The 14526-nt window shown below is 69.7% G+C and carries 13 protein-coding genes and 1 riboswitch; of the genes, 10 read left to right on the forward strand and 3 right to left on the reverse strand.

The window, feature by feature from the left end; all coding sequences use genetic code 11:
• Positions 1-97 precede the first annotated feature (97 nt).
• The 3 genes from glyA to gcvT form a co-directional block, all read right to left on the reverse strand.
• On the reverse strand, positions 98-1357 hold the full coding sequence (gene glyA, locus ACFYQ6_RS13320; protein WP_361573905.1) for a serine hydroxymethyltransferase: 1260 nt from the start codon (positions 1355-1357) through the stop codon (positions 98-100).
• 18 nt (positions 1358-1375) lie between these two features.
• Positions 1376-1753, reverse strand: a complete 378-nt coding sequence (gcvH, locus tag ACFYQ6_RS13325) for a glycine cleavage system protein GcvH (protein ID WP_356738509.1) — start codon at positions 1751-1753, stop codon at positions 1376-1378.
• Positions 1754-1843: 90 nt separating this feature from the next.
• Positions 1844-2971 (reverse strand): glycine cleavage system aminomethyltransferase GcvT, encoded by a 1128-nt coding sequence (gene gcvT / locus ACFYQ6_RS13330; protein WP_361573907.1) that lies wholly within the window; start codon positions 2969-2971, stop codon positions 1844-1846.
• 165 nt (positions 2972-3136) lie between these two features.
• Positions 3137-3234: riboswitch (glycine riboswitch) on the reverse strand.
• A gap of 173 nt (positions 3235-3407) precedes the next feature.
• On the opposite strand from gcvT, the gene ACFYQ6_RS13335 reads away from it, so the two are divergent.
• From ACFYQ6_RS13335 to ACFYQ6_RS13380, 10 genes are all read left to right on the forward strand, one after another.
• The gene (locus ACFYQ6_RS13335; RefSeq protein ID WP_361573909.1) at positions 3408-4097 is read left to right on the forward strand and encodes an AAA family ATPase; all 690 of its coding nucleotides are present in this window, start codon (positions 3408-3410) and stop codon (positions 4095-4097) included.
• A 225-nt stretch (positions 4098-4322) separates the two neighbouring features.
• Positions 4323-5093 (forward strand): enhanced serine sensitivity protein SseB, encoded by a 771-nt coding sequence (locus tag ACFYQ6_RS13340; protein WP_361573911.1) that lies wholly within the window; start codon positions 4323-4325, stop codon positions 5091-5093.
• Between the two features lie 154 nt (positions 5094-5247).
• The gene (locus tag ACFYQ6_RS13345; RefSeq protein ID WP_388762926.1) at positions 5248-6081 is read left to right on the forward strand and encodes an enhanced serine sensitivity protein SseB C-terminal domain-containing protein; all 834 of its coding nucleotides are present in this window, start codon (positions 5248-5250) and stop codon (positions 6079-6081) included.
• Positions 6082-6468: 387 nt separating this feature from the next.
• Positions 6469-7461 (forward strand): ABC transporter permease, encoded by a 993-nt coding sequence (locus tag ACFYQ6_RS13350; RefSeq protein WP_356738517.1) that lies wholly within the window; start codon positions 6469-6471, stop codon positions 7459-7461.
• 48 nt (positions 7462-7509) lie between these two features.
• Positions 7510-9270, forward strand: coding sequence for an ABC transporter substrate-binding protein (locus ACFYQ6_RS13355; RefSeq protein WP_361573914.1), 1761 nt, complete (start codon positions 7510-7512; stop codon positions 9268-9270).
• A gap of 90 nt (positions 9271-9360) precedes the next feature.
• Entirely contained in the window at positions 9361-10350 is a 990-nt protein-coding gene (locus tag ACFYQ6_RS13360; RefSeq protein ID WP_361573916.1) for an ABC transporter permease, read from the forward strand.
• Positions 10347-11435: an ABC transporter ATP-binding protein gene (locus tag ACFYQ6_RS13365; protein ID WP_361573918.1), complete on the forward strand. Its 1089-nt coding sequence runs from the start codon at positions 10347-10349 to the stop codon at positions 11433-11435. The genes ACFYQ6_RS13360 and ACFYQ6_RS13365 overlap by 4 nt, the downstream gene beginning before the upstream one ends.
• Complete coding sequence (locus tag ACFYQ6_RS13370) at positions 11432-12901, forward strand: ABC transporter ATP-binding protein (RefSeq protein WP_388762928.1); 1470 nt, start codon at positions 11432-11434, stop codon at positions 12899-12901. The genes ACFYQ6_RS13365 and ACFYQ6_RS13370 overlap by 4 nt, the downstream gene beginning before the upstream one ends.
• 18 nt (positions 12902-12919) lie before the next feature.
• The gene (locus tag ACFYQ6_RS13375; protein ID WP_361573920.1) at positions 12920-13591 is read left to right on the forward strand and encodes a trimeric intracellular cation channel family protein; all 672 of its coding nucleotides are present in this window, start codon (positions 12920-12922) and stop codon (positions 13589-13591) included.
• Positions 13592-13642: 51 nt separating this feature from the next.
• On the forward strand, positions 13643-14506 hold the full coding sequence (locus ACFYQ6_RS13380) for a thioesterase family protein (protein ID WP_361573922.1): 864 nt from the start codon (positions 13643-13645) through the stop codon (positions 14504-14506).
• Positions 14507-14526 lie beyond the last annotated feature (20 nt).

Consider the following 14526-nt stretch of genomic DNA (forward strand, 5'->3'; position numbering starts at 1 on the left):
GGGTGGGCCCGGGAACGCGGGGCAAAGGGGTGGGGGCACCGCGCTCACTGTGTTCAGTGTGCGTGGTGCCCCCACCCTGTGTGCAAACTGCGGGTGACTACTTGAGGCCGGGGTACAGCGGGAACTTCTCGGCCAGCGCGGTCACGCGGGCCTTGAGGGCGTCCGCGTCGTACGCGGGCTTCAGCGCGGCCGCGATGATCTCGGCGACCTCGGTGAAGTCCTCGGCCTGGAAACCACGGGTGGCCAGCGCCGGCGTGCCGATGCGCAGACCCGAGGTGACCATCGGGGGCCGGGGGTCGTTCGGGATGGCGTTCCGGTTGACCGTGATGCCCAGCTCGTGGAGCCGGTCCTCGGCCTGCTGGCCGTCCAGCTCGGAGTTGCGCAGGTCGACCAGGACCAGGTGGACGTCCGTACCGCCGGAGAGCACGGAGACGCCCACCTCGGTGACGTCCGGCTGCACCAGGCGCTCGGCCAGGATGCGGGCACCGTCCAGGGTGCGCTGCTGGCGCTCCTTGAACTCCTCGCCCGCCGCGACCTTGAAGGAGACGGCCTTGGCCGCGATCACGTGCTCCAGCGGACCACCCTGCTGACCGGGAAAGACCGCGGAGTTGATCTTCTTGGCGAGCTCCTGCGTCGAGAGGATCACGCCACCGCGCGGGCCGCCGAGGGTCTTGTGCGTGGTGGTCGTGACGACGTGGGCGTGCGGCACCGGGTTGGGGTGCAGACCCGCGGCGACCAGGCCCGCGAAGTGCGCCATGTCGACCATCAGGTACGCGCCGACCTCGTCCGCGATGCGGCGGAAGGCGGCGAAGTCCAGCTGGCGCGGGTAGGCGGACCAGCCGGCCACGATGAGCTTCGGCTTCGACTCCTTGGCGAGGCGCTCGACCTCGGCCATGTCCACGACGCCGGTGTCGTCGACGTGGTACGGGACCACGTTGTAGAGCTTGCCGGAGAAGTTGATCTTCATGCCGTGGGTCAGGTGACCGCCGTGGGCCAGGTTCAGACCCATGATCGTGTCGCCCGGCTTCAGCAGCGCGAACATCGCGGCGGCGTTGGCCTGCGCACCGGAGTGCGGCTGGACGTTCGCGGCCTCGGCGCCGAAGAGCGCCTTGATGCGGTCGATCGCGATCTGCTCGACCACGTCGACGTGCTCGCAGCCACCGTAGTAACGGCGGCCGGGGTAGCCCTCGGCGTACTTGTTCGTGAGGACGGAGCCCTGAGCCTCCATGACCGCGACCGGAGCGAAGTTCTCCGAGGCGATCATCTCGAGGGTGGACTGCTGGCGGTGGAGCTCGGCGTCGACGGCGGCGGCGACGTCCGGGTCCAGCTCGTGGAGGGAGGAGTTGAGAAGCGACATCAGTGGGTCCCTTGGGTCTCAGTTGCCGGAGAACGCGGTGTACTCGTCGGCGGAGAGAAGGTCGTTCGGCTCCTCCGCGACGCGCACCTTGAACAGCCAGCCGCCCTCGAAGGGGGCGGAGTTCACCAGCGACGGGTCGTCCACGACGTCCTGGTTCGCCGCGGTCACCTCGCCGGACACCGGCGAGTACAGGTCGCTGACCGACTTGGTCGACTCCAGCTCACCGCAGGTCTCGCCCGCGGTCACCGTGTCACCGACCTCCGGGAGCTGGGCGTAGACGACGTCGCCGAGCGCGTTGGCCGCGTACTCGGTGATACCGACCGTGGCCACACCGTCCTCGACGGCCGACAGCCACTCGTGCTCCTTGCTGTACCGCAGCTGCTGGGGGTTGCTCATGACCTGAATTCTCCTGTACGCGGGGGAGTGCTGATGAACGGTGGTCTTACGGTGTGAGACACGACTGCGTCACGTGCGCGGGGCGCGGTGTCACTTACGGCGCTGGTAGAACGGCAGCGCGACGACCTCGTAGGGCTCGTGCGTGCCCCGGATGTCGACCGCGACACCCTCGGTGCCGGGCGCGGCGTGCGCGGCGTCCACGTACGCCATGGCGATCGGCTTGCCCAGGGTCGGGGACGGGGCCCCGGAGGTGACCTCGCCGACGACCTCCCCGCCGGCCACGACCTGGAAACCGGCGCGCGGTACCCGGCGGCCCTCGGCGACCAGGCCGACGAGCTTGCGGGGCGGGGCGGTCTCGGCGCGCCGGGCGGCTGCGAGCAGCGCCTCACGCCCCACGAAGTCGCCCTCCTTCTCGAACTTCACGACCCTGCCGAGGCCGGCGTCGAACGGCGTCAGCGCGGTGGTCAGCTCGTGCCCGTACAGCGGCATGCCCGCCTCCAGGCGCAGCGTGTCCCGGCAGGAGAGCCCGCAGGGGATCAGGCCGTACGGCGTCCCGGCCTCCGTCAGGGCCTTCCACAGCTGCTCGGCGTGGCCGGGGGCTACGAAGAGCTCGAAGCCGTCCTCGCCGGTGTAGCCGGTGCGGGCGATGAGCGCGGGGACACCGGCGACCGTTCCGGGGAGCCCGGCGTAGTACTTCAGTCCGTCCAGGTCGGCGTCCGTGACCGACTTCAGTACGGCGGGGGAGTCGGGGCCCTGGACGGCGATCAGCGCGTAGGCGTCGCGGTCGTCCCGCACCTCGGCGTCGAAGCCGGCGACGCGCTCGGTGAGGGTGTCGAGGACGAGCTGGGCGTTGCCCGCGTTGGCGACCACCATGTACTCGTCGCCGGCCAGGCGGTAGACGATCAGGTCGTCCAGGATTCCGCCGTCCTGCGCGACGATCATCGTGTAGCGGGCCCGGCCCTCGCCGACGGTGGCGATGTTGCCCACCAGCGCGTAGCTCAGGAAGGCCGCGGCCTGCGGACCGGTGACGGTGATCTCGCCCATGTGCGACAGGTCGAACAGTCCGGCCCGGGTGCGCACGGCGTTGTGCTCGTCGCGCTCGCTGGCGTACCGCAGCGGCATGTCCCAGCCGGCGAAATCGGTCATGGTCGCACCCAGGGACCGGTGCAGGGCGTCGAGGGCGGTCTGACGGGGGGCGGCGCTCGGGGCAGTGCTCATGGACATGGCTCCAGGGCATGACGACAGGGGATTTCCCTCCCCATCTGTCATCGGAACCTGAGAGGTTCGCCGAGAGCCCCTGAAAGGGTCCTGGAGGGGGCATCCCCTTCAGGGTCGGCTTGCACCTTGGGTGGAGCCGCGAAGCGGCCCGCTTTTCAGATCTGCCTCATCCACGCGGTACGGGGCCTGAGAGATTCAAGGGAGGAACTTGCTCCTTCGGCGCCCGGCGCACACGGTGTCCGGGACTCTCCCGCGCGGATTCAAACGGCCGGTATGCAGTTGGCGGGGTCATCATCGCACGCATTGCGGGAGAGTGGGGCGTTCAGGTCCGCACGGGTGCGGGTCACGACACGTGCGACCGGAAGCGGTTGTGCCGCATTACCTTTTCTTTACACTTCTTGGGCAGGTCAGTGGGTGACTCGGCAGGGGGAAGACGATGACGTTGCAGCGTTACGCGGCGACCGCGGGGGCGGCGCGCGGCGCGATGCCCCAGCAGCCGGGCGCACCCGCCCGGGAGCTGGGGGGCGGGCCGGCTCCGGTGGTGCGTGATCTGCGGGGCGGAGGCGCTCACGGCCCGGCCGTCCTGGACTTCGCGGCGGGTGACGTCGTCGTGGTCTCGGGCCTGCCCGGCAGCGGGAAGTCGACGTTGATCCGGCGGGCCGTGCAGGGGCACGCGATCGACTCCCAGGACACCCGGGACCGCTGGGCCGCCACCCTGCCCGCCTTACTCCCGTACGCGCTCTACCGCCCGCTGGTGCGTGCGGCGCACTACGCGGGGCTGTGGCGGGCCCTGCGCTCGGGCGTCTCGGTCGTCGTCCACGACTGCGGCACGCAGGCCTGGGTGCGGCGCTGGCTGGCGCGTGAGGCCCGGCGCCGGGGCAGGACCCTGCATCTCGTGCTGCTCGACGTCACCCCGCAGGTGGCCCGGCAGGGCCAGCGGGAGCGTGGGCGCGGTGTCTCCGGATACGCCTTCGCCCGTCACCGCCGCGCGGTGGGCAGGCTGCTGCGCGACACCGAGCAGGGCTTGCTCCCTCCGGGGTGCGCGTCGGCGGTGCTGATCGACCGGGAGACGGCCGGGGCCATCGGGCGGATCTCGTTCCCGGAGGCGCGTTCGGGGCAGGAGTAGGGACGACGGGCCGGACATTCGTGGTGCGGGTCCCGGGGGCCGGCGGGTGAGAGCCCCCGGCGTCACCGTTCGCATACGCACAGTTCGCGGCAGTCCGGCCACCTGTCCGCAATCTGGACGGTACGCGGGAGCCGGACGGGGCTCCGGCCTGCGGCACTGCGGGCGAGGCGTGAGCCGGTCTAAGGTTTCTGCCGCACCGCATGGCGAGAAAAGGACTCAGACACCGTGGACATTCCGGCCCAGGCGCCGCCCCATCCGTCGCAGGGATGGCCGGCCAACGAGCTCGAAGAAGTGCTCACCGCCTCGCTCGGCGTCCCCGGAGCGGCCGGCCGGCTGATCGAGGTGCTCGGCCGCAGCCAGATCTGGGTACCCCTCCCCAACGGCGGCGGCCCGGACAGCCCCGACCTCGACCTGCCGACGGTCGACATCGGCGGCGCCGCGTTCGTCCCCGTGTTCAGTTCGGAGGGGCAGTTCCTCCAGTGCGTCGGCTCCCACCTCTCCTTCACCGTCGCGCCCGCGCGCGAGTTCGCCCGCGGGCTGCCGCCGCAGCTCGGCATCGCGGTGAATCCGGGCGGCGCGGTCGGCGTGCCTCTTCCCCCGTCCGCCGTGGCCGAGCTCTGCCGGGCCGGGCGCACACCGCTGGACGGCCCCGCGAGCGGCGGCCGGGTGCGGTTGTACGAGCCGGACTGGAAGGAGGACCCGGTCGACTTCCTCGCCGCGGTGTCCGCGGAGTTCCAGGACACCGGCGTGGTGAGCACGGCGCGCAGGGCGCTGGCCAGCATCGAGGGCGACAGCCCCGTCCTGTTCGTCGGCGTCGAGTTCGCCACCTGGGAGGGCGCGGGGCAGAGCGCCCCGATGGAGGCGCTCGGCCGCGCGCTGGGCCGGATACAGGTGCCCTGGCCGGTCAATCTCGTCCTGCTGGACGTGGCGCAGGACCCGGTGGGCGACTGGATGCTGGAAAAGGTACGCCCGTTCTACCGGCGCGAGGGCCACTGAGGGCGGGGGCCCGCACCGCCACGTGGCGCCCGGAAGGTGTCGGAGGCGGCGCATAAGCTGGTTGGATGACGAGGCCGCCCCATGTGCCCGGGAGCGGGACGACAGCACCGCGAAGCATGCTTCAACAGCGGATCGAAGAGGGGCGGGACCCAGGGTGAGTGCGTCAGGCACGGGGGCGGCCGACGGGGGCTCCCCTGTTCGGGCGGAGCCGAGGGCTCGGGAGGACGTCGAGCACCTGCTGCGTCAGGTGACCCCCGGGCGCCTCGACGCCTACGAGGCGCTGCTGCGGTCCCTGGCGGAGGGCCAGGTCTGGATGCTGCTCTGGCACGGGACGGCGGGTGCCCCCGACGCCCAGTACGGCAACATGGAGGTCGACGGCCTCGGTTACGCCCCGTGCGTGACCTCCGCGCAGGAGCTCTCGGCCAGCGGCTGGAACAGGGCCCACGAGGTCACCACGGGCCGCGACATCGCCCGCGCGCTCTTCCCCGACCGCTGGGGCATCTGGCTCAACCCGCACGCCCCCGGTGGCGGCGTCGGCATCCCCTGGCTGGACCTGCGGCGCATCGCCACGGGTCTCGACCGGATGCCCGCGGGGCCGCTGCGCCTCACCGAACCCGCCATCGAGATCCCGCAGTTCTACGCCCTGCTGTCGCAGAACGCCCACCGCACCCCCGCCGTCAGGGCGCTCCGCCGGGCCTGGGTGCAGCCCGCGCTCGGAGTCCCGTACCTCGCGATCGGTCTCGACCTCTACGACACGGGGCGGCCGTCCGTCGACGCGGTCCGGGCGATGATGCAGCAGTCGATCGGGGCCGTTCCCGACGGGCTGCCCGTCTCCACGGTCTCGATGTCCGACGAGTACGACCCCGTCGCGATGTGGCTGCAGGCCAACTCCCGGCCGTTCTACGACCGCGAGGCGCACGCCCAGGCACCCGCCGTCCCCGGCTACGGCTACCCGCCCCCCACCGGCCAGGCTCCGCGCGCCTACTGACCGCCCGTCGGCGCGGTCCCCCGGCGCCGGCGGGAGAGCCGGTGCCCACCGGGCGCACGGTCAATTGATGACCTGTTCGGCGCAGTTGGGTGTCATGTCCGGTATAGCGGATTAGTGACCGAGAGGTCCGCTCAGCAAGCACGGCTGTCCGGATAACGGAAGCCCCTAGGCAGCATCACGTTTGAGCAAACATTCCCCGTCAGGTCTGGCGGGTGATCGCAAAGTGGTTGAAGACTCCACACAGCAGGTGGTTCCCTGCCCGGCGCATCCCTCTTTCAAACAGGGTCCGTTCGGCCGCACACCACCACTTGTGTCACGTTTTGTACGAGCCGCTACAGCGGCGGTCACAGGCCGGCCATCCGCCGGCCGAGAGGGGTCTCCAGCGCAATGACGGCACCGATCGAGACCACCGGGGCGGACGCGCGGCCCGAAACGGTGCTGGAAGGCGCCGGGCGCAAGGAGATCGAGGGCCGTTCGCTCGGCCGGATCGCCTGGACCCGCTTCAAGCGGGACAAGGCCGCGATGGCCGGTGGCATCGTTGTCGTGCTGCTGATCCTCACCGCCGTCCTGTCCAAGCCGCTCCAGTCGCTCCTCGGGCTCGACCCCAACGCGTTCAACCAGAGCCTGGTCGACCCCGTCATGCTGGCGCCCAAGGGCGCCCTGGGCGGCATCAGTTGGGACCACCCCCTCGGCGTGGAACCGCAGACCGGACGCGACATCCTGGCCCGCATCCTCGAAGGCTCCTGGGTCTCCCTGGTCGTGGCCGTCGGCTCCACCCTGCTGTCCGTCGTCATCGGCGTCGTCATGGGTGTCGTCGCCGGTTTCTACGGCGGCTGGGTCGACAGCTTCATCAGCCGTCTGATGGACACCTTCCTCGCCTTCCCGCTGCTCCTCTTCGCGATCTCCATCTCCGCCTCCCTGCAGGGCAACGCCTTCGGGATGGAAGGGCTCACGCTGCGGATCGCGGTCCTCATCTTCGTGATCGGCTTCTTCAGCTGGCCCTACATCGGCCGTATCGTCCGCGCGCAGACCCTGTCGCTGCGCGAGCGTGAGTTCGTCGAGGCGGCCAGGTCGCTCGGCGCCCGCGGACCGTTCATCCTGTTCCGCGAGCTGCTGCCGAACCTGATCGCGCCGATCCTCGTGTACGCGACGCTGCTGATCCCCACGAACATCCTCTTCGAGGCCTCCCTGTCGTTCCTCGGCGTCGGTATCGCTCCGCCGCAGGCGTCATGGGGCGGCATGCTCACCCAGGCGGTCGACCTCTACGAGGTGGACCCGATGTTCATGGTCATCCCCGGCATGGCGATCTTCATCACCGTGCTGGCCTTCAATCTGCTGGGGGACGGGCTGCGTGACGCACTCGACCCTCGTGGCAAGTAATCGCGGCAGGCAGTGCCGCACCGGACTAGCGAGGGGGCTTTCCTCAGCATGCAGAACAGAAAGACAGCAGCGGCCATAGCCGTGGCCGTGGCGGTGTCGCTCGGCGCATCGGCGTGCAGCAGCAGTGACTCGGGCGGTGACAGCAACGGCGGTGGGGGCAACGCCAAGGCGGACGCCGCTCTGACCAGCATCGTCAACGCGACCGACAAGAAGGGGGGGACGGTCACCTTCGAGCACTCCAGTGGCCCGGACTCCCTGGACCCCGGTAACACGTACTACGGCTGGGTGCAGAACTTCTCCCGCCTGTACGCCCGTTCCCTGGTGACCTTCAAGCCGGCCGCCGGCAAGGAGAGCCTGGAGATCGTCCCGGACCTCGCCACCGGTCTCGGCAAGGCCAGTGACGACGCCAAGACCTGGACGTACACGATCCGCAAGGGCGTGAAGTTCGAGGACGGCACCGAGATCACCTCGAAGGACGTCAAGTACGCCGTCGAGCGCTCCAACTTCGCGCCGGAGGCCCTGTCCAACGGCCCGACGTACTTCAAGGCCTACCTCGAGGGCGGCGAGAAGTACAAGGGTCCGTACAAGGACAAGTCCGCCGAGGGTCTCAAGTCCATCGAGACCCCGGACGACTACACGATCGTCTTCAAGCTGAACAAGCCGTTCGCCGACATGGACTACCTCGCCGCCTTCTCGCAGACCGCTCCGGTCCCGCAGAAGTCCGACACGGGTGCCAGCTACGTCCAGAAGATGGTCTCCTCGGGGCCGTACAAGTTCTCGGCGTACGACGAGAGCAAGGGCGCGACCCTGGTCCGCAACCCGGAGTGGGACGCGAAGACGGACCCGATCCGCAAGGCGCTGCCGGACAAGATCGAGCTCAAGCTCAACGTCAACCCCACCACGGTCGACGACCACCTGCTCAACGACGTCACCACCGCGGACGTCGCGGGCACGGGCCTGCAGTCCAAGACGCAGCCCAAGGTCCTGGTGAAGGCCGCCGAGAAGGCGAAGACGGACAACCCGTACGCCGGCGTCCTGCAGTACCTGGCGCTGAACGTCAACGTGAAGCCGTTCGACAACATCGAGTGCCGCAAGGCCGTCCAGTACGCCGTGGACAAGCAGAGCCTCATCGACTCCATCGGTGGCTCCGTCAAGGGTGACCCGGCCACCACGGTCATCCCGCCGACCGTCGCCGGGTACAAGAAGTTCGACCTGTACCCGACCGAGGGCAGCAAGGGCGACGTCGCCAAGGCGAAGGAGCACCTGACCGCGTGCGGTCAGCCCAAGGGCTTCAAGACCACGCTGACGGCCCGTTCGGACCGTCCTGACGAGATCACCGCCGCCACGCAGCTCCAGGGCAGCCTGAAGGCGATCGGCATCACCGCCGAGATCAAGCAGTTCCCGTCGGACAAGTACTTCACCGACTTCGCGGGTGTGCCCGAGTGGGTCCACAAGAACAACGCGGGCATGATGATGATGCAGTGGGGCGCCGACTGGCCGACCGGCTTCGGTTTCCTTGACCAGATCGTGAACGGCACGGCCATCAAGCCGTCCGGTGGCACGAACCTGATGGAGCTCGACGACAAGGGTGTCAACGAGGCCCTGGTCAAGGGCATCGGCACGGTGGACACCACGGCGCGTAACGCCGCGTGGGGCGAGGTCGACCAGAAGGTCATGGAGAACGCCTCCCTCGTTCCGCTCGTCTACCGCAAGAACCTGCTCTACCGCCCGGACTCCGCGGCGAACGTCACGGTCACGGACGCGTACCTCGGCATGTACGACTACGTGCTGATGACGTCCACCAAGTAACACCTGTTCATCGACAGCATCCCCTGAAAGGCAGGTGAAGGCGCCGGGCCGGCGGGCGTACCCCGTCCGCCCGCCCGGCGCCGCACGGCTGTGGCTGCGTACATCATCCGACGCGTATTCGCCGCGGTGTTGCTGCTGCTGGTGGTCAGCGCAGTCACGTTCGCGATCTTCTTCCTCGTCCCCCGGCTCGGTGGACAGACCCTCGACTCGATGGCCGCCCAGTACGTCGGGAAGAGCCCCGACCCGGACGTCATCGCCGCGGTCAAGAAGAACCTGGGGCTCGACCAGCCCCTCTACGTCCAGTACTGGAACTTCATCAAGGGCATCGTCGTCGGCGCCGACTACCAGTTCGGCCCCGACCCGGTCACCTGCAACGCCCCGTGCTTCGGCTACTCCTTCAAGACGCACACCGAGATCTGGCCGCAGCTCGTCGACCGCGTCCCGGTCACGCTGTCGCTGGCCGTCGGTGCCGCGGTCATCTGGGTCGCCTCCGGTGTCGCGATCGGCGTCGTCTCCGCGCTGAAGCGGGGCTCGCTCTTCGACCGCCTCTCCATGGGCGTCGCCCTCGCCGGTGTCTCCCTGCCGATGTTCTTCACCGGCCTCGTCGTCCTGGCGCTGTTCGGCAACGGGGAGTACGTACCGTTCGCCGACAGTCCGGTCGAGTGGGCGGGCAGCCTGGTCCTGCCCTGGTGCACCCTCGCCCTCCTGTACTCCGCGCTCTACGCCCGGCTCACCCGGGCCGGGATGCTGGAGACCATGGGTGAGGACTACATCAGGACCGCGCGGGCCAAGGGCCTCAAGGAACGCAAGGTGGTCGTGAAGCACGGGCTCCGCTCGGCGCTCACCCCGCTCGTCACGATCTTCGGCATGGACTTCGCGCTGCTGCTCGGCGGCGCGGTCATCACCGAACGGGTCTTCTCCTTCCAGGGGCTGGGTGCCTTCGCCATCCAGGGCGTGACCACCGCCGACCTGCCCAAGGTGATGGGCGTGACCCTGGTCGCCGCCTTCTTCATCGTCATCTGCAACCTGCTGGTGGACCTCGTGTACGCCGCGATCGACCCCCGGGTGAGGCTCTCATGAGCGACGCAATCAAGAAGGACTCCCCGGCGGCGGACACCGTTCCGGCACAGAGGTCCGGCGACGGCAAGGAATTCCTCTCCGTACGCAACCTCAGCGTCCACTTCGACACCGACGACGGTCTGGTCAAGTCGGTCGACGGCGTCAGCTTCGACCTGAAGGCCGGTCAGACCCTCGGCATCGTCGGCGAGTCCGGTTCGGGCAAGTCCGTCACCTCGCTGGGCATCATGGGCCTGCACACCTCCGAGCGGGCCCGGATCAACGGCGAGATCTGGCTGGACGGCGAGGAGCTCATCGGCGCCGGCCCGGAGCGGGTGCGGGAGCTGCGCGGCCAGAAGATGGCCATGATCTTCCAGGACCCGCTGTCTGCCCTGCACCCGTACTACAGCATCGGCGCGCAGATCGTCGAAGCCCACCGGGTCCACAACAAGGTCGACAAGAAGACCGCGAAGAAGCGCGCGATCGAGATGCTCGACCGGGTGGGGATCCCCGAGCCGCACCGCCGCTACGAGGACTACCCGCACCAGTTCTCCGGCGGTATGCGCCAGCGAGCCATGATCGCGATGGCCCTGGTCAACAACCCGCAGCTGCTCATCGCGGACGAGCCGACGACCGCCCTCGACGTCACCGTCCAGGCGCAGATCCTCGACCTGATCCGTGATCTGCAGAAGGAGTTCGGCTCCGCGGTGGTCATGATCACCCACGACCTCGGCGTGGTCGCCGAGATCGCGGACAACCTGCTCGTGATGTACGCGGGACGCTGCATCGAGCGCGGCAGCGCCGAGAAGGTGTTCTACGAGCCCCAGCACCCCTACACCTGGGGTCTGCTCGGGTCGATGCCGCGCATCGACCGGGAGCAGACCGAGCGGCTCATCCCGGTGAAGGGCTCGCCGCCCAGCCTGATCAACGTCCCGTCCGGCTGCGCCTTCCACCCGCGCTGCCCGTACGCCGACGTTCCGCCGGACAACATCACCCGCACCGAGCGTCCTGAGCTGCAACTGGTCAGCGACGGGCACTACTCCGCGTGCCACATGTCGCGCGAGCAGCGTGACCGTATCTGGACCGAAGAGATTGCGCCGAAGCTGTGACTGATCTGAACAAGAAGACTCCCGCGTCCACCGCGGCCGGGTCCGACGGGTCCGGGTCGGAGCCGCTCCTCAAGGTCGAGGGCCTGGTCAAGCACTTCCCGATCACCAAGGGCGTGCTCAAGCGCAAGGTCGGCGCGGTGCAGGCCGTGGACGGGCTCACCTTCGACGTGCGTCCCGGGGAGACCCTGGGCGTGGTCGGTGAGTCGGGCTGCGGCAAGTCGACCATGGGCCGGCTCGTGACCCGCCTGCTGGAACCGACCGGCGGCAAGGTCGAGTTCCAGGGACGCGACATCACGCACATGTCCGCGGGGCGGCTCCGGCCGATGCGCCGCGACATCCAGATGATCTTCCAGGACCCGTACGGCTCGCTGAACCCGCGCCACACCGTCGGCGGGATCGTCGGCACCCCCTTCCGTCTCCAGGGCGTCAAGCCCGAGGGCGGCGTGAAGGCGGAGGTCCAGCGGCTGCTGGAACTGGTGGGGCTCAACCCCGAGCACTACAACCGCTACCCGCACGAGTTCTCCGGCGGCCAGCGCCAGCGCATCGGCATCGCCCGCGCGCTCGCGCTGAAGCCGAAGCTGGTCGTCGCGGACGAGCCGGTCTCGGCACTGGACGTGTCGATCCAGGCACAGGTCGTGAACCTCCTGGACGACCTCCAGGAGGAGCTCGGGCTCACGTACATGATCATCGCGCACGACCTCTCGGTCATCCGCCACGTCTCGGACCGGATCGCGGTCATGTACCTCGGCAAGATCGTCGAACTCGCCGACCGCAGCTCCCTGTACGAGGCGCCGATGCACCCGTACACGAAGGCGCTGATGTCCGCGGTTCCGGTGCCGGACCCGCGCCGGCGTGGCGCCAAGAGCGAGCGCATCCTGCTCAAGGGCGATGTGCCGTCGCCGATCTCGCCGCCGAGCGGCTGCCGGTTCCACACCCGGTGCTGGAAGGCGACGCAGGTCTGCGCCACGACGGAGCCGCCGCTGCTCCAGCTGAAGACCGGACACCAGGTGGCGTGCCATCACCCGGAGAACGGCGAGGACCAGGCACCGGGGGACGCGCCGCTCACGGCCGATGTCATCACGGTGAAGTCGGCGGCCGCGGCGGAGCCGGTCACGCCGGAGCCGGCCGCGGTGCCCGCTGCGGCGGAGGAGGCGTTGGCGCCTTCCACGCCGGAGAAGGCGGCGGAGGCGGAGAAGGCGTCCGCTCCAGAGAAGGTGCCCGCAACGGAGAAGGCGGCCGAGGCGGACAAGGTGCCCGCAACGGAGAAGGCGGCCGAGGCGGACAAGGTGCCCGCAACGGAGAAGGCGGCCGAGGCGTCCGCGCCGGAACAGGCGGCCGAGGCGGAGGAGGCGTCCGCGTCTTCCGGCCCGGAGGAGACGGCCACGCCGGAGAAGGCGGCCACGGCCGCCGGCGACGAGGCGCCCGCCGCACCGTCCACGGGTGCGGAGGCGGAGCCCAAGGAGTAGTACCGGCACAATTGCCCGGTGCTCAACGAACTCTTCACCCCCTCCGTCCAGCATGCGCTCGACATCGTCGGAATCTTCGTCTTCGCGATCTCGGGTGCCCTGCTCGCCGTCCGGAAGAACTTCGATGTCTTCGGCATCGCGGTACTCGCCGAGGTGACAGCGCTGGGCGGAGGGATCTTCCGTGACGTGATGATCGGCGCCCTGCCCCCAGCGGCCTTCACGGACCTCGGCTACTTCCTGACGCCGCTGCTCGCCGCCGGCCTGGTCTTCTTCCTGCACCCGCACGTCGAGCGGATCCAGGTCGGCGTCAACGTGTTCGACGCCGCCGGGCTCGGGCTCTTCTGCGTGGCCGGCACGGTCAAGGCCTACGACTACGGGCTCGGCCTCACCTCGTCCGCCGCCCTCGGGCTCGCCACCGCCGTCGGTGGGGGCGTGCTGCGCGACGTGCTGGCCAACGAGGTGCCCTCGCTGCTGCGCTGGGACCGCGACCTGTACGCCGTGCCCGCCATCGTCGGCGCCGTCATGGTGGTGCTGTGCATCCGCTTCGACGCCCTGAACGCCTACACCAGCGGTACCGCCGCCGTCGCCGCCTTCGTGCTGCGGCTGCTGGCCATGCGGTTCCACTGGCGCGCCCCGCGTGCCTACAACCGGCGCTCGGCGACGGCGGAGGAGAACCCGGCCGTCATCTGACCGCAACACAAAGCTACCGCTCAGTAATACGATCGGTGTAGCGTGCACTCCATGGCACAGGCAGCAGCGCACGAGTCGCGCACACAGGCGACCATCGGTGACAGCGAGTTCGACCGCGACACCGCCGTCACCCTCCGGCAGGAGGGCGTCTACGACGCCGAGCTCTCCGCGGGCTGGACGATCATCCACGCGGTCAACGGCGGATATCTGCTGGCCATGCTCGGCCGCGCGCTCGGCGAGGCGCTCCCGCACCCCGACCCCTTCTCGGTCTCCGCGCACTACCTCACGGCCTCCGTGCCGGGCCCCGCGGTGATCCGTACCCAGGTCGTCCGCACCGGCCGCACGCTCTCCACCGGCGAGGCCTCGCTCTTCCAGTTCGCCGAGGACGGCACCGAGATCGAACGCATCCGTGTGCTGGCCACCTACGGCGACCTGGACGGCCTCAGCGACGAGATCCGTACGTCGGCGGAGCCGCCCGCCATGCCGCCGCTGGAGCAGTGCCTCGGTTCGAGCGACGGTACGGCGCCGATCCCCGGCAGCTCCGCCATCACCGAACGGCTCGACGTCCGGATCGACCCGGCCACGATCGGCTGGGCCGTCGGCGCTCCGTCCGGCAAGGGTGAGATGCGCGGCTGGTTCGCTCTCGCCGACGGCCGTGACGCGGACCCGCTCTCGCTGCTGCTCACCGTGGACGCGCTGCCGCCGACCTCCTTCGAGCTCGGACTGAAGGGCTGGACGCCCACCATCGAGCTCACCACCCACATCCGGTGCCGCCCCGCCCCCGGGCCGCTGCGTGTCTCCATCACCACCCGCAACCTCGCGGGCGGCTTCCTGGAGGAGGACGCGGACGTCTGGGACAGCGCCGGCCGTCTCGTCGCCCAGTCCCGCCAGTTGGCCCGCGCGCCGCGCGGCTGAGCCCGGCGCCATGATGGAGC

This window comes from Streptomyces sp. NPDC005494, from assembly GCF_042872025.1.
Lineage (GTDB): Bacteria > Actinomycetota > Actinomycetes > Streptomycetales > Streptomycetaceae > Streptomyces.